Genomic DNA, 22,981 nt, shown 5'->3' with positions numbered 1-22,981 from the left:
CTAGACACAGAGGCAAGTAGCCATATGCCCACGGTAGCCGGGCGGGCCAACAGCCGTCAGCTGATTTTCGCGGGCAGCTCGACGACGAAGCGGGCGCCGCCGCCCGGGCGGTCGGTGACCTGGATGCTTCCGTGATGCCACTGCACGTGCCGGGCGACGATCGCCAGGCCCAGGCCGACGCCGCGCCCACGACCGGAGGTCCCGCCGCGGCCGAAGCGTTCGAAGATGCTCGCCCGGTCCTCCACCGGGACGCCCGGCCCCGCGTCGTCGACCGTGATCACGACCCCCAGACCGCCGGCCTGGACACCGACGCCCTTGCAGCCACCGGCGTGGTCCTCGGCGTTCTCGACCAGGTTGGCGATGACCCGCTCGAGCCGGCGCTTGTCGGCCTGCAGGGTCAGCCCTTCGGCCTCCGGCTCGACCGTGGTCACGTCGCGACCGGCCGTCGCGTCCGCCGCCGCGCGCACCAGGTCGGCGATCCGGACGATCTCCCGGCTCCCCCGGTCGCCACCGTCGTCGCGGGAGATCTCCAGCAGGTCGATCACCAGCCGGCGGAACCGGTCCAGGTCGTCGCCGAGCAGCTCGACCGGCTCCCGTACGGCGGCCGGCAGCTCCGCACTGTGGTTCTGGATCAGCTGCATCGAGTTCAGCATCGTCATCAACGGCGTCCGCAGCTCGTGGCTCACGTCGCCGGCGAACCGCGCGTCCGCCTCGACCCGCCGCTCCAGATCGGCGGTGGTCTGGTTGAACAACCGCGCCAGGCCGCCGAGGTCCTTGTCGCTCTCCGCCTGCAGCCGCGCGTCCAGCTTTCCGCGCGCGACGGCATCCGCGGCCCGGGTGAGCTCTGCCAACGGCCGCAACGCGAGGGTGCTCGCCAGCCTCCCGACCGCGAGCCCGATCAGCGCGGTCGCGATCGCCGCCGCGACCAGCGTGAACTTCAGCGTGCGCAGCGTGTTGTCCAGGCTGGTCAGCGGGTGCCACTCGAAGAACGCCTCGCCCTGCCGTCCCATCGGCACGCCGACCGCGAGCACCGGCCGCCCGCCCACCTCGATCCGCCGCTGGACGACGGTACCGGCGAGCGCGGTCTGGATCAGGTCCGACGGCAGGTCGGACGGCTTGCCGGTCAAGGCGTACCAATGGTCCTCGATGTAGACCATCGACGCCGCCGCGTCGGTCGACGGCAGGCTGTTCATGACATTGATGACAGACACCCCGGGCTGCAGGGTCGGGCCGCTGCACTCGGCCCGTTCGTGCCCCGGGCTGCACGGCACCGGTGCACCGAACAACCCGTACCGCAGCGCGGCGGCGTTGTCGGCGGTCACCGTCACCGCCGACGACTCGCGCTGGTCGGTCAGGTAGTTCGAGACGACTTTCCAGGTCACGATCGCCAGCACCGTCGACAGGCCGAGCGCGAGCAGGCCGTACGCCAGCATCACGCGGCTCCGCAGGCTGAACCGGCCCAGCAAGGTCAGCTCACCAGTCGGTAGCCCAGACCGCGGGCGGTGACGAGATGCTTCGGGCTGGCCGGGTCGCGTTCGATCTTCAGCCGGAGCCGCCGGACGTGCACGTCGACGATCCGGCTGTCCCCGAAGTACCCGTACCCCCAGACCTTCGACAGCAACTGCTCCCGGCTCAGCACCTTGCCCTCGGCACCGGCCAGCTCGGCCAGCAGCTTGAACTCGGTCCGCGTCAGCGCCAGCGGCTCGCCGTCCCGCGTCACCTCGGCCCCCGGTACGTCGATCCGCAGGTCACCGATCTCGAGCAGGTCCGCCTGCCGCGCGTTGGACGGCTCGACCCGCCGCAGCAGCGCCCGGATCCGCGCCGACAACTCCTTGGCAACAAGCGGTTTCGTCACGTAGTCGTCCGCACCGGCCTCCAAGCCGGCGACCACGTCGTGACTGTCGGTCCGCGCCGTCACCATGATCACCGGTACGTCGCTCGCGCGCCGGATCTCCCGGCAGACGGCGAATCCGTCCCGATCCGGCAACATCAGGTCCAGCAGCACCACATCCGGTGTCTCCCGGCGCAGAGCCGCCAACGCGTCGTACCCGTTCGCCGCCTCGGCGACCAGATACCCCTCGTCCTCCAGGGCAAGCCGCAGCACCCGCCGGATCCGCGGCTCGTCGTCAACCAGCAACAGGCTGTGTGCCACGGGACCAGTGTCGCTCATGCGGAGGGCCCCGCACCGGTTACGGCTGTCATGAATCCGTCATGTTCGCGCCTGGCGTGGTTGACATCCTCTTGACGGTTACGTGCTCGCTGGTTCCGGCTGCGCCCGGAAGTCCTAACTTCGGCGCTATCGAGTCCCGGAGGAGGACCAATGGCCAGAAGACGGCTGGCGGCATTTTCTCTTGCCGCCGCCGCGAGCATCGCGCTCGCGGCCTGTAGCGGGGGTGGCACCACACCGTCCGGATCCGGCACCAGCACAGCCGGTACTCCGGTCACCGGTGGCACCCTGAACTTGCTCGGCTCGGGTGACGTCGACTATATGGACCCGAACGTCAGCTACTACTCGGTCGGGTACATGAACCTGCGGATGTGGAGCCGCCAGCTGTTCACCTACCCGGCAGATCCGGGCAAGGACAACACCGACCCGGTGGCCGACCTCGCCACGGAGATCCCGACCACCGCGAACGGCGGGATCAGCGCCGACGGCAAGACGTACACGATCAAGATCCGGCCCGGCGCGAAGTGGAACACCACCCCGGCCCGGGCGGTGACCGCGGAGGACATGGTGCGCGGCGTGAAGCGGACCGCGAACCCCGTCCAGCCGTTCGGCGGCATCCCGGACTACGCCAGCCTGCTCGTCGGGTACCAGTCGTTCCTCGACGGGTTCTCCAAGGCACCGAAGACGATCGCGGGCATCAAGGACTACATCGACAAGACGCCGCTGCCGGGCGTGGTCGCCAAGGATGCGAGCACGGTCGAGTTCCACCTCGTGCACCCGGCGACGTACTTCGTCGGCATGCTGACGCTGACGGCGTTCTCACCGGCGCCGGTGGAGTCGCTCAACTACCTGCCGATCAGCACCGAGCTCGGGAACCATTACCCGTCCGACGGCCCGTACAAGGTCGACAGCTGGGTGCCGACCAAGTCGATCTCGTACTCGCGCAACCCGGCCTGGGACCCGGCGTCCGACCCGGTGCGTAAGGCTTACGTCGACAAGATCCTGGTCAACGAGACGGTTGCCCAGGACTCGATCCAGCAGCAGTTGCAGACCGGGACGCCGACCGCGGACCTCGAGTTCGACATCGGCCCACCACCGTCCCAGCTGCCGGCTCTGATCGCCAAGAAGGACCCGGGCCTCAACCTCGGCCTGACCGCGTCCAGCAACCCCTACGTCGTCTACAACACCGCGTCACCGAACAACAACAAGGCGCTGGCGAACGTGAAGGTGCGGCAGGCGATCAGCTACGCGATCAACCGCGACCACATCCTCCAGGTCATCGGCGGACCGACGATCAACCCGCCGCTGACCCACGTGCTGCCGGACAACATCCTCGGTTCCAAGCAGAACGACCCGTACCCGTACAACGTGGACAAGGCCAAGCAGCTGCTGCAGGAGGCGGGCTTCCCGCACCTGACGCTGAAGTTCCTGTACCGCAACGCGTCCGAGGGCAGCAGCAAGACCTTCCAGACCGTGCAGCAGGACCTGTCCAAGGCGGGGATCACCGTGACCGGCGTCCCGTCGCCGAACGCGGACTTCTACGTGAAGTACCTGCAGGTGCCGACCGTCGCGCAGCGCGGCGTCTGGGACCTCTCGCTGGCCGGCTGGGGCGCTGACTGGTACGGCAACGCCGCCCTGTCGTTCTTCAACCCGCTGTTCTCCGGTCAGCCGTCGTTCCCGCCGATCGGCAGCAACTTCGGGCTGTACAACAACCCGCAGACGAACACCATGATCCAGCAGGCCGCGATGGCGACGAGCGACCAGCAGACGGCGGATCTGTGGGCGAAGGCCGACGCGCAGGTGATGGCCGACGCGCCGTTCTACCCGCTGACCAACCCGAAGAACGCGAACTACCACGCCCCGCAGGTGCAGAACGCCGTCTACGTGCCGGCTCTGCAGGGCTTCGACCCGACGAACGTCTGGCTCACCAAGGACAAGCAGGGCGGCTGACAACCTCATGGCTGTACTGAATGCCGCGCCTCCAGGACGGGAGGCCCCATGGCCCTGCTCGAAGTAAGGGACCTCAAGGTCTCGTTCGACACCCCGGACGGCACCGTCCGTGCCGTCCGGGGGGTGTCGTTCGACGCCGAAGCCGGTCAGACGCTCGCGATCGTCGGCGAGTCCGGGTCCGGCAAGAGCGTCGCCACCCAGACGATCACCGGCCTGACCCGTGGCGCGGAGGTGTCCGGTACGGCGTTCTTCGACGGGACGGACCTGATCACCGCGGACGAGGCCACGCTGCGGCGGCTGCGGGGCGCCCAGATCGGGATGATCTTCCAGGATCCGCTGTCCAGCCTGCACCCGCTGTACCGGATCGGCTGGCAGATCGTGGAGATGATCCGGGCGCACGACCTGGAGATCAGCAAGCAGGCGGCCCGGAAGCGGGCCGCCGACCTGCTGACGATGGTCGGCATCCCGCGCGCCGAGGAACGGATCGACGACTATCCGCACCAGTTCTCCGGGGGCATGCGGCAGCGGGTGATGATCGCGATGGCGATGGCCCTCGACCCGGCGCTGCTGATCGCGGACGAGCCGACCACGGCGCTCGACGTGACCGTGCAGGCCCAGGTGCTGAACGTGATGCGCCGGCTCCAGGAGGAGTTCGGTACGGCGATCATCCTGATCACCCACGACCTCGGGGTGGTCGCCGAGATGGCCGACGAGGTGGTGGTGATGTACGCCGGCTCGGTGATGGAGCGGGCGCCGCGCCGGGAGATCTTCTACCACAACCATCACCCGTACACCCAGGGTCTGCTGGCCTCGCTCCCGTCCCGCAGCGGTGACCGGCTGACACCGATCCCGGGGACGCCACCGAGCATGATCGGCGAACGCAAGGGGTGCCCGTTCGCGCCCCGCTGCGAGCACGTGTTCGACAAGTGCCGCACCGAGGTGCCGCCGCTCACCGATGTTGCCCGCGATCCGCGGCACCAGTCGGCCTGCTGGCTCCCGCACGACAAGACCGAGGCGGCCGCATCGTGAACGACGACGTACTGCTCAAGGTGGACAACGTCCGCAAGGAGTTCCCGACCCATTCCCGCGAAGTGGTCCAGGCGGTCGCCGACGTGACTCTGGACGTGCACAAGGGCGAGACGCTGGGCCTGGTCGGCGAGACCGGCTGCGGCAAGTCCACGCTCGCCCGCTGCATGGCCCGGCTGTACGACGTGACATCGGGAACGGTGTGGTTCGAGGGACAGGACATCACCACGCTGTCCCGCAAGGCGATGCGGCCGCTGCGGCGCGACATCCAGGTGATCTTCCAGGACCCGTACGGCTCGCTGAACCCGCGCCGTCGGGTCGGCTCGATCATCGGTGACCCGTTCGCGATCCACAAGCTTGCCTCGGGCAATGACCGGAAGAAGAAGGTGCAGGACCTGATGGAGCTGGTCGGGCTGAATCCCGAGCACTACAACCGGTTCCCGGCCGAGTTCTCCGGTGGCCAGCGGCAACGGATCGGGGTCGCGCGGGCGCTCGCGCTGCGGCCGAAGCTGATGATCTGCGACGAGCCGGTGTCCGCGCTGGACGTGTCGATCCAGGCCCAGGTCATCAACCTGCTGGGGGATCTGCAAAAGGAGTTCGACCTGACGTACGTGTTCATCACGCACGACCTGTCCGTGGTCAGGCACGTCAGTGACCGGATCGCGGTGATGTACCTGGGCAAGATCGTCGAGCTCGCACCGACCGACGAACTGTTCGGGCAGACCCGGCACCCGTACACCCGGGCGTTGCTGTCGGCGTTGCCGGTGGCGGACCCGGACACCGCGGACAGCCGCGAACAGATCATCCTGGGCGGCGACATCCCGGCCGCGACGAACCCGCCGGCGGGGTGCCGGTTCCACACGCGGTGCCCGAAGGCCCGGGCCGACTGTGTCCAGAGCGAGCCGCCGCTGATTGCCGTACTCGACGACACCGACGAACACCGCACCGCCTGCTTCCATCCACTCACGGTGGGCGAAGACTTGTCCACCGCCGTCCCCGACTTGAAGGCATCATGACTGAGCTATCTGCCGGGCCTTCGGCACCGGCGTGGTCCTGGGGCCTCGGCTCCCGGTCTTCCCTCGTCGCTCCAGTCGCTGCGCTCCCTCCACTCCTCAGTCCAGACCGGGAGGCCCCATGACCTCAACCATCGAACTCGTCGATGTGGTCGACGAGCCGCGGGCGATCGAGGGGCGTAGTCCGTTCTCGCTGGCCATGCGGAGGTTGCGCAAGGACAAGGTGGCGATGATCTCGCTGGTCGTGATCCTGCTGATCGTGCTGATGGCGATCTTCGCGCCGGTCTTCGCGGCCGTCACGGGCCATCCGCCGAACGAGCAGTACCGCGACATCGGACTGACGCCGGACGGGTTGCCGCGCGGACCGAACGGCACGTTCTGGCTCGGCACCGACGACCTCGGCCGGGACATCCTGGTCCGGATCGCGTACGGCGCCCGGATCTCGCTGCTCGTCGGCGTCGCCGCCACCGCGATCACCGTCGTCATCGGCGTCGTACTGGGTCTCGCGGCGGGGTTCCTCGGGGGGATCACCGACACGCTCCTGGCCCGGCTGATCGACGTCATCCTGTGCGTACCGTTCCTGCTGGTCGCGGTCGCGCTGGTGGCGATCACCGGCCCGAGCCTGACCGTCACGGTCCTGGTGATCGGCTTCTTCAGCTGGGCGGCAGTGGCCCGGATCGTCCGCGGTCAGGTGCTGACGCTGCGGGAGCGTGAGTTCGTCGAAGCGGCCCGCTCCCTCGGGGCGAGCGACCGGCGGATCATGTTCGTCGACATCCTGCCGAACGTGCTCGCGCCGGTGATCGTCTACACCACGCTGCTGATCCCGGTGGTGATCGTCGTCCAGGCCACCCTGTCGTTCCTCGGCCTCGGCCTGCCGCCACCCACCGCCGACTGGGGCGGCATGATCAGTACGTCGCAGAACTACTACACGACCGCCTGGTGGTTCATCCTGTTCCCCGGTCTGGCTCTGCTGATCACCACGCTCGCCTTCAACCTCTTCGGTGACGGGGTCCGGGACGCCTTCGACCCCCGCGCGGATCGGACCTGACATGGGTAGGTTCCTGCTGCGCCGGATCGGTCACGGGATCCTGGTCCTGTGGCTGGTCACGGTGGCCGTCTTCGGACTGTTCTTCATCGCGCCGAACAACGTCGCCCAGACCCTCGCCGGCCGGCAGGCGACACCCGAGACGATTTCGCTGATCAGGCATCGCCTCGGTCTCGACCTGCCGCTGTGGAGGCAGTACCTGGACTTCCTCGGCAACTCGTTGAAGGGGAATCTCGGGTACGACTACTACCACCAGGTGCCGGTCACCCACATCATCGCGCAGGCGCTGCCGATCACGCTGTCGCTGGCCCTCGGCGCCGCCGTCCTGTGGATGGTCCTGGGGGTCTTCAACGGCGTGGTCTCGGCAACGCACCCGCGAACGTTCGCCGACCGCGGACTGACGCTGTTCTCGCTGGTCTTCTACTCGTTCCCGTCGTTCCTGCTCGCGCTGTTGCTGCTGTACTTCCTGTACTTCCGGCTCACCGTCGCGGGGTTCGCCTGGTTCCCGGCCGGTGGCTACGCGCCGCTGACCAGCGGGATCGGTCCGTGGTTCCAGCACCTGATCCTGCCCTGGGTGGCGCTGGCCTTGTTGCTGGCGGCCACATACACCCGATTGACCCGCGGCTCGATGCTGGACGTGCTCGGCGAGGACTACATCCGGACCGCGCGCTCGAAGGGGATCCGCGAGCGCCGGGTGGTCTACCGGCACGGTCTGCGCAGCGCGCTGACACCGGTGCTCACGCAGTTCGGTATCGACCTCGGGCAACTGATCGGAGGTGTGGTCGTCATCGAGACCGTGTTCAGCATGCCCGGTCTGGGGCAGACGGCCATCGTCGCGATCAACCAGCAGGACCTGCCGGTGATCATCGGCATCGTGCTGTTCGCGTCCGCGGCGGTCGTGGTGGCGAACATCCTGGTCGACATCGGGTACGCCGTCCTGGATCCGCGGGTGCGCCTGCATTAGGAACGACTCCCTGGGGTTCCTTGGTCGGGTTGGCCCCGGGGCCGGTACCGAAGAACGGGCAGTGGGTGCGCCGGAGGACCCGCCGGAACGGGTCTCTCCCGCACACCACCCGTTCTTCGGTACGTTGTCGGGGTGCGGATCGCGGTCTACGGTGCCGGCGGCATCGGTTGCTACGTCGGCGGCCGGCTCGCCGCGACAGGGACGCCGGTGACGTTCGTCGGCCGGCAGCGGATGGCTGCCGAGGTGGCGGCGTCCGGGTTGCGGCTTACCGACTACCTCGGCGCCGACCTGCGGGTCGGGGACGTGCGGTTCGAGACGACACCCGCCGGAGCCGCCGCGGCCGATCTGGTGCTGGTGACCGTGAAGTCCGCGGCGACGGACGGTGCCGCGGCCGAACTGGCGGGCGTGCTGAAGCCGGGCGCGGTCGTGGTGAGTTTCCAGAACGGGATCCGGAACGGCGAGGTCCTCCGCTCACGATTGGGCGCGCAGGTCGTCGTACCGGGGATGGTTCCGTTCAATGTCCTGAACCGGGGTGGCGGGGTGTTCCACCAGGGAACGGAGGGCGCGCTCGACGTACAGCGGGACGAGGCGCTGGCGCCGTACGTCGAGGCCTTCGCGCGGGCCGGACTGCCGCTGAAGCAGCACGACGACATCGTGCCGGTGCAATGGTCGAAGCTCTTGCTGAACCTGAACAACCCGGTCAACGCGCTGTCGAACCTGCCGTTGCGGGACGAGCTCTCGCAACGGGCGTACCGGCGCTGTCTCGCGGCCGCGCAGAGCGAGACGCTCGGGCTGCTCGCAGCGGCGGGGATCGAGCCGGCGCAGCTGCTGCCGTTGCCGATGCGCCGCTTCCCCGCGATCCTCCGGCTGCCCGACTTCGTGTTCCGGCGGGTGGCCGGGAAGATGCTCGCGATCGACCCGCTGGCCCGCACGTCGATGTGGGAGGACCTCGAGGCCGGTCGCCCCACCGAGATCGACTACCTGAACGGCGAGGTCGTGCGGCTCGCGGAGTCGCTCGACCGGCCGGCGCCGGTCAACCGTAAGCTCGTCGCGCTGATCCGTGAGGCCGAGCGCAGCCGTCGGGTCTGGTCAGGACCCGAGCTCCTGCACGCCCTTCAGGGGTAGCTCCGCGCGGACGTTGACGCTCACCTGCTGGTAGCTGAACCCGAGGTGCTCGTTCAGGCGCCGCATGTTCGCGTTGCCTTCCTGCGTCCAGGTGTAGATCTCGGTGATGCCGTGCTCCGCCGCCCACGCCATGCTCGACCGCTTGAGCGTCGACGCCACGGCCTTGCCCCGCCAGTCCGGCCGGACGGCGGTGTAGGCGACCTCGGCGCGGTCGGGATTGTCGGTGTCGAGCATCAGCCCGGCCACACCGATCACCTCATCGCCGGCCACGGCCAGGAACATCGCGGCCGGGTCGTTGATCCACTCGGTCGCCCACTCCTCCGCGGTCACGTCCATCGGCGACGTGGTGTCCAGGTCCGGGAGCGTCGGAATCGCGACCTGCTCGTACGCCGCGGCCCACAGCTCGGGACGCTCCGCGACCGAGACCACGTCGTACTCCGCCGGCTTGGCGGGCCACGGCTCGTCGGCGATCCGGCGTACCTGCTCGACCTGGCGGAGGAACTCGGTGAACCCGAAGCGTTTCGCGAACGCGAGCGAACCCTCGTCGTCGATGCTGCAGCCGGCGATCCGGAAGCCTTGTCCGTACGCGTGATCGGCCAGCACCGGCAGCAGCGCGGTGCCGACGCCCTGCCGCCGGGCGTCGGGGTGCACCCGCGCCATCACGAAGGCGCGGTCAGCCTCGTTCGAGCGGTCCGCGGCGCCGTGGGCGACGACCTCGCCGCCCAGCTCCGCGAGCAGGTACAGCCGCTGGGGCGTCTCGGCACGCCGGAGTTCGGCGACGCTCGGGGCGCGCTCGCCGGGCAGTACGGCGAGCCGAATCTGGCGCCAGGCCTCGTAGTCCGCGTCGGTCTCGACGGGCCGGATCTCGATCATCCGGCCATCAGACGGTCCGGACCGTCTCGGCGGCCAATGGATTTTAGAATATGAGACGAACTCTCTCGTATAGTGAACGCATGGAGCGTAAGGACATCGCGGTGATCGGAGCGAGTGTGGCGGGCCTGCAGGCGGCGCTGACGCTCGGACGCGCGCGGCGGAGCGTGGTGCTGTTCGACGACGGACAGCCGCGGAACCGCGCGGCGTCGCACGTGCACAACTTCCTGGGCGCCGAGGATCTCGCGCCGAGCGAGTTGCTCGCCGTGGGGCGCCGGCAGGTGGCGGAGTACGGCGTCGCGCTGCGGGAGACGAGAGTCTCGGAAGTCGCTGTGGACGACGACGGGTTCGTCGTCGACGGGGAACCCGTCCGGGCTGTCGTGCTGGCGACCGGGCTGTGGGACGAACTGCCGGATGTGCCCGGAGTGGTCGAGGGCTGGGGGCAGTCGGTGGTGGCGTGTCCGCATTGCCACGGGTGGGAGGTACGGGACCGGCCGTTGGTGCAGTTGGGCCTGCGTGGTGCGCCGGATCGGTCCGTGGCGCGAGCGCTGCTCCTCAGCCGGTGGAGCGATGACGTCGTACTGTGCACGGACGGGGACGAGCCGACTGACGCACACCGTGTCCAGTTGGCTCGGGCTGGTGTGAGCCTGCGCACTGAGCGCGTCGCCGCACTGTCGGCCGGTGAGCACGAGACACAGGTTGCGCTGAAGGACGGATCGGAGCTCCAGGCCGCGCGGGTGTTCGCCGTGGTGCGCCAGCATCAGCAAAGTGACCTCGCGGAGCGGCTCGGGTGCCAGGTGACCGACGGCGCGGTGGTTGCCGATGACGGCGGACGGACGACGGTTCCTGGCGTCTACGCGGTCGGTACGGCGGCCAGCCCGGCGCTCCTCGCGATCGGGGCCGCGGGTCACGCGAGTACGGCGGCGGTCGCCGTACACGGGGATCTGCTGGAGCTAGATCTGGGCGGCCGGTGGTAGCCGGGCGGGGTCTGCGATCGGCCAGTCGGTGGGCGGCGTGGTGAGCTCGTCCAGTTGCAGCAGGCACCATGGCGAGAGGTCAGGGACGGCGCGCAGCTCGTCCCAGTGCGCCCAGCGGTAGCCCGCGACCTCGGCCGGGTTCGGCGTCGGGTCACCGGTCCACCACACTCGGTAGACCGGGCAGATCTCGTTCTCGACCAGGCCGTTCGGCATCTCCGCGCGGTACCGGAACTCGGGCAGCACCAGGTCGACCGCCTGGGCCGGGTCGACCACGATCCCGAGCTCGTCCGCGAGCCGGCGCCGTACGGCGTGCTCGAGCGGCTCACCCGGAAGTGGGTGCCCGCAGCAACTATTCGTCCAGACGCCGGGCCAGGTCGGCTTGCCGAACGCCCGCTGGGTGAGCAGCACCCGCCCGGCCGCGTCGACGACATAGCTGGAGAACGCGAGGTGCAGCGGCGTCGCCGTGTGATGGACCGCCGCCTTCGCCTCGGTCCCGAGCACCCGCCCGCCGTCGTCCACCAGCACAACCCGCTCCTCGATCACGCTCCGAGCCTAGGCCACCGTCTGTTAGCCTGAGGACGTGATCAGGATTCGCGTGACCTATCGACCGGCTCTGGGAGGAGCCGGCGTCCGGTAGTTCGCGCAGTCGCTCCACCCAGAGCCTCCGAGGCAGGAACCGTCCGGTTCCTGCCTCTTTCCGTTGCCGGAGGCACTGGCGATCGTGATCGGGGTGCCTCGAGCTGTGCTGCCGAGAGGAATCCCATGAACGCTGTGATCGAGCGATTACGCCGTACCACCGACACCGTCGTCGGTGCCGACGACCTGCGGGAACGGCTGGAGTCCGGGCGCCCGCTGCGGATCAAGTACGGCGTCGACTGCACCGCGCCCGATCTGCATCTCGGGCACGCGGTCAACCTGTGGATGATGCGCCAGTTGCAGGACGCCGGGCACCGCGTGGTGTTCCTGCTCGGGGACCTGACCACCCGCGTCGGCGATCCGACCGGCCGCTCCGAGACCCGGCCGGTGCTCACGCCGGAGCAGATCGACGCGAACGCGGCGTCGTTCCTCGAGCAGGTCTCGCTGGTACTGCGCACCGACCCCGAGGTCTTCGAGGTGCGACGGAACTCAGAATGGTACGACGCGATGCCGGTGGCGGAACTGTTGAGTCTGTTCGCGCAGGTCACGCAGGCGCAGCTGATGAGCCGGGACATGTTCCGCGCGCGGGTCGCGGCCGGGCGGGAGATCGCCGTCCACGAACTGGTGTACCCGGTGCTGCAGGGCTACGACAGTTTCGCGATGCGCAGTGACCTGACGATCGTGGGGTCGGACCAACTGTTCAACGAGCAGCTCGGGCGGCACTTCCAGCAACGCCTGGGCGCGCCGCCGCAGGTGGTGATGACGACCACGATCACCCCCGGGATCGACGGCCGGGCGAAGCAGTCGAAGTCGCTGAACAACTACATCGGGCTGACCGACAGTCCGCGGGACAAGTTCGGGAAGCTGATGAGCATTCCGGACTCGCTGGTCGAGTCGTACGCCCGGGTGTACACCGAGCTCCCACTGGACGATGTCGCGGCGCTCGGCGACTCCGCGGCGGCCGGTGGTCCGGCGGCTCGCGACGCCAAGCTCCGGCTGGCGGCCGCGGTCGTGACCCGGTACCACGGCGCGGGCGTGGCGAAGACCGAGCTCGACACGTTCCGGCACACGTTCTCGGAGCGCGCCGAACCGGCCGAGATGCCTGGGATCGTCCTCACCACCGAGGCCGCGACCGCCCTCGACCTACTGCGAGCGGCCCGCCCGAACGACAGCAACTCGGAGCTCCGCCGGCTGCTCCGCCAGGGCGCCGTGACGATCAACGGCGTCCGCACGGACGATCCGGCCGCGGCCGTCGACCTCAGCACCGACGTCGTCCTGAAGTCGGGCGCTCGCACTTGGCACCGATTCACGCGACAGTAGCCGGATGGACACCAAGACAGTCGAGGCCTTGGTCAGCGTCGGCGCCCGCTATATCGGCCGGGCGCCGACGTTCGAGGTCGAACCCGGCTGGTGGTCGGAGGTCGAAGCGATCACCCGGCAACTCGAGGAGCTGCTGGGCGTTCCGACAGTGGTACTCCGGCTTGTCCACGCCGACGACGCCGCCCGGGGACGCGGTGGACGCGTCGTCTACCACGTCCAGGCGCTGGATGAGCCGTCGCCAGGCGTACTCGACACGACGCCGCCCCCAGAGTGGGACTCGATCGTCGCGCCCGATCCGCTACGGGCCGGCTGGGCGGAGATCGACGGGCCCGGCCGGTTGATCGACTGGGCCCGAAGCGTTGTCGGCCCGCTCGACGCCGTCCAGGTGAAGACGTGGAACCTGTCCTGCCTGATGCGGCTCCCGGGTGCATGGGCCAAGGCAAGCAGCAGGTTCTGCAGCCTCGACGCCGACATCATCGAGCACGTCCGGCGGTACGACGAGACTCTCGCGCCGGAGGTCCTCGCGGCCTCCCGCGAGGACCGTTGGTCGCTGCTCGCCCATGCCGACGGGGTCGACTGCTGGGATCCCGACCTGCCGACCATCGAGACCGTCGTGGACCGCTGGGTCGCGGTGCAGGTCGCGCTCGCGGCGCAGGTACCTGACTTCAGCGCACCACGGGTGACACCGCAAGCGCTGGCAGCCGGGCTCGACGAGCTGATACCGCGCGTCGCCCTGTCCGGCAACGAGGTCGACGGCCTGTGCCGCCTGGCCGCGCGGCTTCCCGCGATCATCGACGAACTGGACTCCGCGGGCTTGCCGACCACGCTGGTGCACGGCGATTTCCATCCCGGGAACTGGCGGTCGGACGGGACGCACGCGGTGATCGTCGACTGGGCGGACACGGTCGTCGGTCATCCCGGGCTCGACATCAAACGCCTGCGGGACTTCCTGCCGCCGGAGAAACGCGACTATGCGACCGAGGTCTGGGCAGCAGCTTGGCGGCGGGAGGTCCCGGGGTGCGATCCGCTCCGGGCGCTGTCTCCGATGAATGTGCTCGGGCCGCTGACCTACGCGCTGACTTACCAGCGGTTCCTCGACACCATCGAGCCCAGCGAACGGGTCTATCACCAGGACGACCCCGGCATCTGCCTCCGCGAAGCCCTGCGGGGCGGGCTTTTGGTGTGACAAGGTGATCGTGTGACGATTCTGGTGACGGGCGCGAGTGGGAATGCCGGTGGTGCGGTGGTTCGATCGCTTGCTGCACAAGGGGTTCCGGCTCGGGCGCTGGTTCGTTCGGCGATCGAACTGCCTGCCGGTGCCGAGGCGGTGTACGGCGATCTGAATCAGCCCGACACGTTCGCCGACGCGTTGGCCGATGTCACCGGCATCTTCCTGCTGAGCGGGTACGACCGGCTCGACGAACTGCTCGCGAACGCGGTGCGCGCGGCGGTCCGGAGGGTCGTGGTGCTGTCGAGCAGTTCGCTCGACGGTGACGTGACGAACGCGATCGCGGCGTACCACCACGCGACCGAGGAAGCGGTCCGGGCGGCCGGGCTGGAGTGGACGTCCCTGCGGCCGAACTCGTTCATGTCGAACACGCTGCGCTGGCTCGACCAGCTGAAGGCCGGTGACGAGGTGCGGGTGCAGTTCCCCGACGTACCGGTGTCGACGATCCATCCGCTGGACATCGGCGACGTTGCGACCCGGGCGCTGCAGGGCGAACACGACGGCGCCGTACTGCGGCTCACCGGCCCGGTCGCGCTGACGCCGGTCGAGCAGGTGGCGATCCTCGGCGCGGGGATCGGGCGGGCGCTCACGGCGTACCCCATGAGCCGGCAGGAGACGCACGACGCGCTGTTCGCCGCGATGCCGGAGCCGTACGCCCAGGCGATCGAGGGCTTCTTCGGCGACGGCACGGTCGACGAGACCACGGTGAACAACACCGTCGAGGAGGTCACCGGCCACCCGGCCCGGACCCTCGAGCAATGGGTCCGGGAGAACGCGGCCCGGTTCGCCTAACCGAGAGCAGCCTCGTACTCGGCGGCGGTGCAGACCGCGCCGAGGCGAGGGAAGACGTACGAGACGGCGAAGTCGTGGGCGTGTCCGTCCAGGCCGGTCATCGCGTCGGTGACGAAGAACGTCTCGTACCCGAGGTCGGAGGCCTCGCGGCCGGTGGACTCGACGCCGAAGTTGGTGGCGATGCCGGTCAGTACGACGTTCACGATGCCACGCGACTGGAGTTCGGCGTCGAGCGGTGAGCGCCCGAAGGCACCCACCGCACGCTTCACGATCTCCAGGTCCCCCGGCAGCGGAGCGGCCTCGGGTGCGAAACCACTCCCCTCCGGTTGTACGTCGACGCCGGGCCGCTCGACCCGCACAGGCACGACCAGTCCGCCGGCCGACCGCGTCGCCGCGGCCAGCGCGACCGACCGTTCCAGCACCTCCGGCCCACTCAACGGCGCGGTCTCCAACGCGACGATCCGCGGCATCAGATCGATCAGGACGAGAGCGGTACGACGGGGATCCAAAGGGTTCACGTCGCGAGCTTAAGGTCCAGGAAGTCGACCCCGACCAGGTAGCCGGTTGCGGCCGGGTTCTTGCCGGTAACAGTCACCACATACTGATGGGTGCCCGCGCCGAGCTGGACGGACCCGAGGTCAACCGTCTGCGTGCCGACCCCCGAGGCCTGGTAGCCGTCGAAGCTCACTGGCGGGTTGCCGTCGATCTGCACCTGGACCGTCGCGTAGTCGCCCGCTTTGGTCAGGACCGTCGACAAGTTGTACGACCCGGCCGTTGGGACGGTGAAGCCGAACACCGTCTTGTCACCCGCCTTCGTGCCGTGGATCCACGCCTGCGCACCACCCGACCAACTGACGCCACAACAGTTGCCCTGCGGGTCGACGGCGACCGTCGACGACACCGGGGGCAACATCGCCTCGCCCTCGATCCGCAGCGTGCTCCCGCTGATGGCCTGCGCCGCCGCCGACTTCGGTCCCGCGTGACCGGCGAGGTCCACCGCCGCGACCCGGTACGTCCAGGTCTCGTGCAGTCCGAGACCGCGATGCAGGAAGCCGGGCAGCGGTGTGGTGCCGAGCAGCTTCTCCGCTCCCCCGGCTTTGGTCCCGAACACCTGGTACGCCGAGATCCCGCTGTCGTCGCTGGTGTCGTTCCAGGTCACGTTGATCGCGTTGTCGGTCCGCCCCGTCGCGGTCACGCCGTCCACCGCGCCGGGAGCCCGCTTGTCGGCGTACGGGGTCACCAGGGACTGGACGACGTACGACGACGCGGTCCAAGCCGGTCCGGTCGGGCGGAGCTCGATGTCGAGGCGATTCCGGCCGAAGGTGAATGCGGCGGGCAACTGGTAGTTGTCGTCGAGCCACCGCTGGTGGGTGTTGCCGAGAGGCTGCAGCCAGGTGCCGGCGTCCTGGCCGTTGACGATCACCTGGGCGGACTGGCCGGCGGTGTTCTGATCGCTCGTCCGGCGCAGCGTCACACCACGGTTGGCCGGGTCGATCTTCACGCTGAAGCGGATCGGCTGCGTGCTGGATCGCACCTGGTCGGCGAGGGTGATGTCGTCGTGATCGCCTTCATACACGGCGCTCAGGTCGGCCTGCGTGCCGTTGTCGGCGTACCCGTGCTGGTCGCGGCTGGTGGCTGAACCGGTGTCGATGCGGTCGGTCTCGCGGGCGCCGAACTTCGCCGCCGTGTAGAGGAAGGCCGTCGAGCCGTAGGTCGCCGGATGGTCGTCCTGCTGGCCGTGCTCGATCCCGAAGTCGAGCTGGTTCTCGAACGCGACCGAGTCGGTGATGTGCAGCCGCCAGGCGCCGTCGCACTCATTCGTACAGAAGCCGGCCCGCACCTCGTGCGCCGAGTTTCCGTGGAACGGCGTGGAGTAGGTGCCGGCGTTGAAGTACCAGCCGGACTCGTAGAAGTCCTCGGTGCCGGTGCCGTGGATCGCCGGCGTCCGCTCGCCGTCGACCGACACCCGCTCGTCGCCCTCGAGGTACCCCCGAGTGTTGCCGTCGGCAAGCAGTCCTTCCATGGTCTGCGAGACGCCGACGAACTTGCCCCGGCCGGCGACGTCCGCGAACATCCAGTCGCTGCCTTGCGTGGTCTCGCCGCGTTTCGAGATCGCGGTGAAGTAACCGATCTTCCCGGTCGCCAACTGGACCGCCTTGCTCGCGTCCCGAGCCGACGTGACTTCCGCCCGACCCTTCAGCGGGTACGTCGTGGTGTTGACGAGGGTGACCGTGGCGCGGGCGACGTACGGCATCGGCCACCAGGACGAGTACCAGCCGTCGGGGTCCATCGCGAAGAACAGCGAGTGGACCGGGTTCTCGCCCAGGCCGGAGCCGAAGAACTCGCCGAGCGGGGCGTCGACGCGCTGCTGGCCGTCGATTGCCACCTGGACGCGGACGCCGGCCAGCAACGAGTCGGAGGGCTTGACGCGAGCGGCGTCCGCCTCAGTGGCGGCGTACGCCATCGCATGTTCGCCGCTCCAGTTCTGCTTGGTGATCGCGTAGCCGTGGGCCTGCTCATCGGCGATGTGATTCGGGCCGACGTCGAGCGTGTCGGTGCGCTTCGCCTGAGCGCCGACCGTCGAGTCGGCCGTGTAGAGGAACTCGTTGAAGTCCAGATCGGACGACACGAACTGGTTGGTGACGGTGATCCGCGACTTGCCCGCGGTCAGCGCGGCCGGGAGGTCGACGGATTGGTCGTACCACTGCGCGCCTTGTGCTTTCAGCGGTGCCCACTCACCGGCCGGAGCGCCGTCGACGAGGATCTTCGCGCGCTGGTTGCCGATCCGCAGGTCCATCCGCCGGGTCAGTTTCACGCCGGTGTTCGCCGGATCGATCTTCAGCGTGAACGTACTGCCGCCGAGGAACGCACGGCCATCGTCGGCGAGGTTCTTCAGGTCCAGGCCGACGATGTCCGGCAGCTTCAGCCGGAGTGCACTCAGCTCACCGGGACCGTTGGCGTTGGCGAGCGTGACCTGCTTGCCGGGGGCAAGGTTCAGCGAGGTCTTCGCGGTGGTGCTGTTCGGCTGCGCGGGCTTCGGGTCCTTGGTACCGGCAGCGTTGAGCAGTGCCAGGACGTCCTCGGCCTTGTCCGCCGGGTCGAAGGTGCGGATGCCGTTCGCGTCCGGGAACTGGCGGTAGTCGACGTGGTAGAAGAGCGGGTTCGCCTGCGTGGTGATCCGCATCGAGGAGCGGTACGGCATCGGGACGCGGATGTAGACGCCCCCGCTGGTCTGTACGCCGTTCGCGACCAGCGGATAACTGAACGGCGCACCGAGCTTGCCGTCGACGATGTCCTGCAACGAGCCCTTCAGCACCTGCTTGCCGTCGAGTTCGACGGTGATCGTGCCGGTCTTCGTCACGTTGCCCTCGTCCCGGGTGAACCAGATCGAGGCGACCTCCCCCGGTCCCGAGTCCTCGGCGATCACGCAGCCCGCGTCCGTCGTACGGAGGCAGGAGTAGGTGCCGTCGAAACCGTCGTTGTTGGTCCCGTCGCGACCGAAGCTGGAGAACTGCTTGGTGCGGACGCCGGTCTGCAGCTCGGGCAGCCGGTCGAGGTGGCGGTAGACGTCCCAACCGACAGGTCCGTTGTCGTTACCGGGCGGGGCTGCCGCGGCGCCGTTGACGGGCAGGGCGAGGAGCGCGCAGGCGGCGAGGGCGATGACACGACGGAGCATGGGCGGCCTTTCTCCGTGGCGGGAAATCGATTTCTGAGATGTCTACCATCGATGCACGGTGATTGAGAAGGGGTCGCGGCCGGTCAGTTACTGTCCAGGACTTGGCACCCGCTGGACCACGCCCGTGCTTTTGGCAGCAGACTGGACCCTGCACACAACTTGAGACCGCGGGAGATTCGATGACCTCAGGCAAAGCCCAGATCGGCGTCACCGGCCTAGCGGTGATGGGCCGCAACCTGGCCCGGAACCTCGCCCGGAACGGGTTCCGTGTCGCCCTGCACAACCGGTCCCAGGCGCGCACCGACGCGCTGGTCGCGGAGTTCGGCTCCGAGGGTGACTTCGTCCCGTCGACGGACCTGGCCGGCTTCGTCGAGTCGCTGGAGCTGCCGCGCCGGATCATCATCATGGTCAAGGCCGGCGCCCCGACCGACGCCGTCATCGACGAACTGGTGCCGCTGCTCGACGAGGGCGACATCGTCGTCGACGCCGGCAACGCGCACTTCCTGGACACCCGGCGCCGCGAGGCCGCGCTGAAGGAGAAGGGCCTGCACTTCGTCGGCTCCGGCGTGTCCGGTGGCGAGGAGGGCGCACTGAACGGCCCGAGCATCATGCCGGGCGGCTCGCCGGAGTCCTACGCCGCGCTGGAGCCGATGCTGACCAAGATCTCCGCGCACGTGAACGGCGAGCCGTGCTGCGTGCACGTCGGCCCGGACGGCGCGGGGCACTTCGTGAAGATGCTGCACAACGGCATCGAGTACGCCGACATGCAGCTGATCGCCGAGGCGTACGACCTGCTGCGGCACGTGCTCGGACTGTCTCCCGAGGAGCTGGCCGACGTGTTCCGCGAGTGGAACACCGGCGACCTCGAGTCGTTCCTGATCGAGATCACCGCGGAGGTGCTCAGCCAGACCGACCCGACCACGGGCGGCCCGTTCGTGGACGTCGTACTGGACCAGGCCGAGCAGAAGGGCACCGGCCGCTGGACCGTGCAGTCGGCGCTCGACCTCGGCATCCCGGTCAGCGGTATGGCGGAGGCCGTGTTCGCGCGGTCGCTGTCCGGTGACGTCGTACGGCGGGAGGCCGCGGCCGGCGTACTGCCTGGCCCCGCGGACACGAAGGCGGATGTCGACCGCACCGCGTTCATCGACGACGTACGGCACGCGCTGTACGCGTCGAAGCTGGTCGCGTATGCGCAGGGATTCGACGCGATCCGGGCCGCGAGCGACGAGTACGGCTGGGACATCGACCTCGGCGCGATGGCGACCATCTGGCGTGGCGGCTGCATCATCCGGGCCCGCTTCCTCGACCGCATCAAGGAGGCGTACGACCGGAACCCGGACCTGCCGTCGCTGCTCGTGGACGACTACTTCCGGGACGCTGTCGCCGGCGGCCAGGAGGCGTGGCGCCGCGTCGTGGCGACCGCGGCGACCGTCGGCGTACCTGCTCCTGGATTCTCGGCGGCGCTGTCGTACTACGACGGGCTGCGGGCCGAGCGGCTGCCGGCCGCGCTGATCCAGGGGCTGCGTGACCTGTTCGGTGCGCACACCTACAAGCGGGTCGACCGTGAGGGCAGCTTCCACCTCGAGTGGTCGGGCGACCGCTCCGAGAGCACCCAGTAGACCGCTAGCGCCGCGACACAGAGGAAGCCCGCTGCTCCGAGGCTGGCCACGTTGAAACCGTGCACAGCATCGGAGCGGGCGGCTACCGCGCCGGCGACCGTACTGAGCAACGCCGTACCGAGCGAGGCTCCTATTTGCTGGGACGTCATCACCATGGCGCCGGCCACCGCACTGTCGGAGCCGGCGCCCAGGGTGGCGGTGCTGTTGGCCGCGACCAACACCCATCCAGCGCCCAGCCCGACCAGCAGGAACACCGGCATGACATGCAGCCAGTAACTGCTGTCCGCCCTGAGCAAACCCAGCAATGCGAGCCCCGCTGCGATGGTGAGTAGGCCGGGACAGATCAGCGAGCGCACCGCCGCCTTGGCGAGCAGTCTGCTCACCGCACGCACTCCGACCATCAGACCCACTGTCAGCGGCAAGAAGGCTAGTCCAGCCTTCACCGGTGAGTAGTGCTGGATGGTCTGCAGGTAGAAGGTCAGGAAGAACAGGGCGGCGAACATCCCGACCGCGAGGCTGAAGACTGCCAGGTAAGAACCACCTCGCCGACTGTCGGCGACAACTCGCAGTGGCAGCAGTGGGGACTTCACTCGGGCTTGCGCTGCCAGGAACGCGGCGAGCAACACCACTCCGGCCGCTAGCGGGATGTACGTCGCCGGCGCGCTCCAACCGTCCGACTCCGCTCGCGCGAACCCGAACACCACGGCCATGAGGCCTGCGGTCGCCAGCAGTGCACCTACTACATCGACTCGCACCCCACTGACGGGCGGGACCGAGCGTACGGCGTACAGGACTCCTCCTGCGGCCAGTGCGGCGATCGGGAGGTTCACGTACATGCACCAGCGCCAGTCGAGGTACTCCGTCAGCACTCCACCGGCCAGCACGCCTAGGCCGGAGGCGCTGCCCATGACGGCGCCGTAGATCCCGAACGCCTTGCCACGCTCGGCCGGCAACGGGAACGAAGCGGCGAGGGTTGCCAGCACCGCCGGTGTCAGCAGGGCGCCGAAGACGCCTTGCAGGGCGCGTCCGCTGAGCAGCATCGCCGAGCCGTTCGCGGCCCCACCCAGTGCTGAGGCCAGGGCGAAACCGGTGAGCCCGATCAGAAGCGCGCGGCGGCGCCCGATCAGGTCGCTCATCCGTCCACCGAGCAGCAGAAGTCCGCCGTACCCCAGGGCGAACAGGGTAATCACCCACGGCCGGGTCGGATCAGACATCCCCAACTCCCGCTGCACCGACGGCAGCGCGATGTTCACGATCGTCAGATCGATCCCCACCATCAACTGGGCCGTCGCCACCGCTCCCAACGCCAACCACCGCCGCGTATCGACCTCAGGCGGCACTTCGGTCTGTTTCATGCGTCCGCTCATGATCATCCTTAAGTGAACAGCTGTAGTGCTACGACTGTAGGGCAACGGGCGTTGCAATACAATCGACTCATGGACGCTGGAACGACGCGGAGCCGGAACCGTCGCGGCCAAGGTGAGCTGCTGCGACGCGAGATCATCGACGCGGCCCTACGGATGCTGAACGAGCTCGGCGACGACGAGGCGCTCTCGCTGCGCGCCGTCGCCCGCGAGGTCGGCATCGCGGCAACCTCGGTCTACATCCACTTCAGCGACCGCGACGAGCTCGTGTTCGCCGCGCTCGAACAGAGCACGACCGACCTCCTCCGCGACCTCGAGCAGGCCGAAGCGACCGGCGGCGACAACCCGGTACGCCGACTGCGCGCGCGACTACTGTTCCTCGGCAGCTGGGTCCGCGACTACGCCGGCCTCTACAAGGTGCTGCACGAGAGCACGCTGAACCGGCGCATGCATCTGGTGTTCAAGGAGGAGCTGTCGACGCGCGCGACCGCCGCCGTACAGGCGTGCATGGACGCGGGCATGGCACCGATCGACGACGCGGCCGCGGTGGCACTCGATCTCCGCGCGGCGGTGCACGGCGCCGTCTCGATCCGGATCAACGAACCGGAGGCCGACCTACCACCGCTGGCGGACCAGATCGATCGCTTCCTGGACAAGCTGGTTGGCGTGCGAATCGAACATGTGTTCTAATAGTCGCACTGCGCCAGTTCCGAAGGAGATCGCCGCAACGATGACTGTAGATACTCTGGCAGTAGAGACGCCGTCCGACCTCGCCGACACTCCCGACGCGGTGAACCTGTCGACGGCCGCCCCTGAATCCAGCACCGACACCAGCACCGACACGACGCCGGCCGAGGCCGCGAGCACCGAGCCCGCGACGGCCGAGCCCGCGAAGCCGAAGAAGGCGCCGGCCAAGAAGGCCGCCGGTAAGAAGACGAAGACGCTCGAGCTCACGCTGACCGTGACCGGCACGGCCGACGGCGAGTGGAAGGCCGAGCTCAAGCAAGGTACGACGTACCTCGCCCGCGACCTGGCCGTCGCCGCCGCCGCGGTCTCCCGCGCCGCCAAGGAGCTGCACGAGGACCTCTCGACCCCGATCGACGAGGTCATCGAAGAGGCCCGCGCCCAGCAGGCCGCCAAGGTCGCCGCCCTCGAGGCCGAACTCGAAGCCGCCCGCAAGGCCCTTGCCGACCTCGACTGAGCTCCCGC

General features: G+C 68.9%; 20 protein-coding genes. 13 read left to right on the top strand and 7 right to left on the bottom strand.

Annotated features, from left to right (window positions below; translation table 11 throughout):
* Positions 1–56: 56 nt before the first annotated feature.
* Together ACFYRH_RS32825 and ACFYRH_RS32820 are read right to left on the bottom strand one after the other, a co-directional pair.
* On the bottom strand, positions 57–1,433 hold the full coding sequence (locus ACFYRH_RS32825; protein ID WP_387783420.1) for an ATP-binding protein: 1,377 nt from the start codon (positions 1,431–1,433) through the stop codon (positions 57–59).
* A 35-nt stretch (positions 1,434–1,468) separates the two neighbouring features.
* Positions 1,469–2,152: a response regulator gene (locus ACFYRH_RS32820; RefSeq protein WP_387783418.1), complete on the bottom strand. Its 684-nt coding sequence runs from the start codon at positions 2,150–2,152 to the stop codon at positions 1,469–1,471.
* 168 nt (positions 2,153–2,320) lie between these two features.
* Between ACFYRH_RS32820 and ACFYRH_RS32815 the strand changes: the two genes are divergently transcribed.
* From ACFYRH_RS32815 to ACFYRH_RS32790, 6 genes are all read left to right on the top strand, one after another.
* Complete coding sequence (locus ACFYRH_RS32815; protein ID WP_387783416.1) at positions 2,321–4,117, top strand: ABC transporter substrate-binding protein; 1,797 nt, start codon at positions 2,321–2,323, stop codon at positions 4,115–4,117.
* Positions 4,118–4,165: 48 nt separating this feature from the next.
* Complete coding sequence (locus ACFYRH_RS32810) at positions 4,166–5,146, top strand: ABC transporter ATP-binding protein (RefSeq protein WP_387783414.1); 981 nt, start codon at positions 4,166–4,168, stop codon at positions 5,144–5,146.
* Positions 5,143–6,159, top strand: a complete 1,017-nt coding sequence (locus ACFYRH_RS32805; RefSeq protein ID WP_387783412.1) for an ABC transporter ATP-binding protein — start codon at positions 5,143–5,145, stop codon at positions 6,157–6,159. The genes ACFYRH_RS32810 and ACFYRH_RS32805 overlap by 4 nt, the downstream gene beginning before the upstream one ends.
* 118 nt (positions 6,160–6,277) lie before the next feature.
* The gene (locus tag ACFYRH_RS32800; RefSeq protein WP_387783410.1) at positions 6,278–7,204 is read left to right on the top strand and encodes an ABC transporter permease; all 927 of its coding nucleotides are present in this window, start codon (positions 6,278–6,280) and stop codon (positions 7,202–7,204) included.
* A gap of 1 nt (position 7,205) precedes the next feature.
* Positions 7,206–8,165, top strand: coding sequence for an ABC transporter permease (locus ACFYRH_RS32795; protein ID WP_387783408.1), 960 nt, complete (start codon positions 7,206–7,208; stop codon positions 8,163–8,165).
* A 132-nt stretch (positions 8,166–8,297) separates the two neighbouring features.
* Positions 8,298–9,290 (top strand): 2-dehydropantoate 2-reductase, encoded by a 993-nt coding sequence (locus tag ACFYRH_RS32790; protein WP_387783406.1) that lies wholly within the window; start codon positions 8,298–8,300, stop codon positions 9,288–9,290.
* Here the strand turns inward: ACFYRH_RS32790 and ACFYRH_RS32785 are convergent.
* Complete coding sequence (locus ACFYRH_RS32785; protein WP_387783405.1) at positions 9,255–10,163, bottom strand: GNAT family N-acetyltransferase; 909 nt, start codon at positions 10,161–10,163, stop codon at positions 9,255–9,257. The genes ACFYRH_RS32790 and ACFYRH_RS32785 overlap by 36 nt on opposite strands.
* 80 nt (positions 10,164–10,243) lie before the next feature.
* Between ACFYRH_RS32785 and ACFYRH_RS32780 the strand changes: the two genes are divergently transcribed.
* Positions 10,244–11,137 (top strand): NAD(P)/FAD-dependent oxidoreductase, encoded by an 894-nt coding sequence (locus ACFYRH_RS32780; protein WP_387783403.1) that lies wholly within the window; start codon positions 10,244–10,246, stop codon positions 11,135–11,137.
* On the opposite strand, the gene idi is transcribed toward ACFYRH_RS32780, so the two are convergent.
* Positions 11,114–11,680: an isopentenyl-diphosphate Delta-isomerase gene (gene idi / locus ACFYRH_RS32775; RefSeq protein WP_387783401.1), complete on the bottom strand. Its 567-nt coding sequence runs from the start codon at positions 11,678–11,680 to the stop codon at positions 11,114–11,116. The two genes, ACFYRH_RS32780 and idi, sit on opposite strands and share 24 nt — an antisense overlap.
* 219 nt (positions 11,681–11,899) lie before the next feature.
* On the opposite strand from idi, the gene tyrS reads away from it, so the two are divergent.
* Genes tyrS through ACFYRH_RS32760 form a run of 3 tightly spaced genes read left to right on the top strand, consistent with a single transcriptional unit; the run spans position 11,900 to position 15,113 of the window.
* Positions 11,900–13,093, top strand: coding sequence for a tyrosine--tRNA ligase (gene tyrS / locus ACFYRH_RS32770; protein ID WP_387783399.1), 1,194 nt, complete (start codon positions 11,900–11,902; stop codon positions 13,091–13,093).
* Positions 13,094–13,097: 4 nt separating this feature from the next.
* A complete protein-coding gene (locus tag ACFYRH_RS32765; RefSeq protein ID WP_387783397.1) occupies positions 13,098–14,279 on the top strand; it encodes an aminoglycoside phosphotransferase family protein in 1,182 nt (393 codons plus the stop codon).
* A gap of 12 nt (positions 14,280–14,291) precedes the next feature.
* Positions 14,292–15,113: an NAD(P)H-binding protein gene (locus ACFYRH_RS32760; protein ID WP_387783395.1), complete on the top strand. Its 822-nt coding sequence runs from the start codon at positions 14,292–14,294 to the stop codon at positions 15,111–15,113.
* Here the strand turns inward: ACFYRH_RS32760 and ACFYRH_RS32755 are convergent.
* Both ACFYRH_RS32755 and ACFYRH_RS32750 read right to left on the bottom strand, forming a co-directional pair.
* Positions 15,110–15,631: an isochorismatase family protein gene (locus tag ACFYRH_RS32755; protein ID WP_387783393.1), complete on the bottom strand. Its 522-nt coding sequence runs from the start codon at positions 15,629–15,631 to the stop codon at positions 15,110–15,112. The two genes, ACFYRH_RS32760 and ACFYRH_RS32755, sit on opposite strands and share 4 nt — an antisense overlap.
* Complete coding sequence (locus tag ACFYRH_RS32750) at positions 15,628–18,789, bottom strand: DUF2961 domain-containing protein (protein WP_387783391.1); 3,162 nt, start codon at positions 18,787–18,789, stop codon at positions 15,628–15,630. The genes ACFYRH_RS32755 and ACFYRH_RS32750 overlap by 4 nt, the downstream gene beginning before the upstream one ends.
* A gap of 179 nt (positions 18,790–18,968) precedes the next feature.
* Here ACFYRH_RS32750 and gndA point away from each other — a divergent pair, with 179 nt between their 5' ends.
* Positions 18,969–20,408 carry an NADP-dependent phosphogluconate dehydrogenase gene (gndA, locus tag ACFYRH_RS32745; RefSeq protein WP_387783389.1) on the top strand — a complete coding sequence of 480 codons (1,440 nt, stop codon included), beginning with the start codon at positions 18,969–18,971 and terminating at the stop codon, positions 20,406–20,408.
* Here gndA and ACFYRH_RS32740 read toward each other — a convergent pair.
* Positions 20,336–21,775, bottom strand: a complete 1,440-nt coding sequence (locus ACFYRH_RS32740; protein ID WP_387783387.1) for an MFS transporter — start codon at positions 21,773–21,775, stop codon at positions 20,336–20,338. The genes gndA and ACFYRH_RS32740 overlap by 73 nt on opposite strands.
* Positions 21,776–21,844: 69 nt before the next feature.
* On the opposite strand from ACFYRH_RS32740, the gene ACFYRH_RS32735 reads away from it, so the two are divergent.
* Positions 21,845–22,462, top strand: coding sequence for a TetR/AcrR family transcriptional regulator (locus ACFYRH_RS32735; protein WP_387783385.1), 618 nt, complete (start codon positions 21,845–21,847; stop codon positions 22,460–22,462).
* 40 nt (positions 22,463–22,502) lie between these two features.
* Positions 22,503–22,973, top strand: coding sequence for a DUF6319 family protein (locus ACFYRH_RS32730; protein WP_387783383.1), 471 nt, complete (start codon positions 22,503–22,505; stop codon positions 22,971–22,973).
* The last annotated feature ends 8 nt before the right edge of the window (positions 22,974–22,981 follow it).

Origin of the sequence: Kribbella sp. NPDC004875 (assembly GCF_042873375.1) — a bacterium.
In the GTDB taxonomy this organism is placed as follows: domain Bacteria; phylum Actinomycetota; class Actinomycetes; order Propionibacteriales; family Kribbellaceae; genus Kribbella.
The sequence above is the reverse complement of the archived record's forward strand: the minus strand, read 5'-3'. Positions and strand labels throughout refer to the sequence as shown.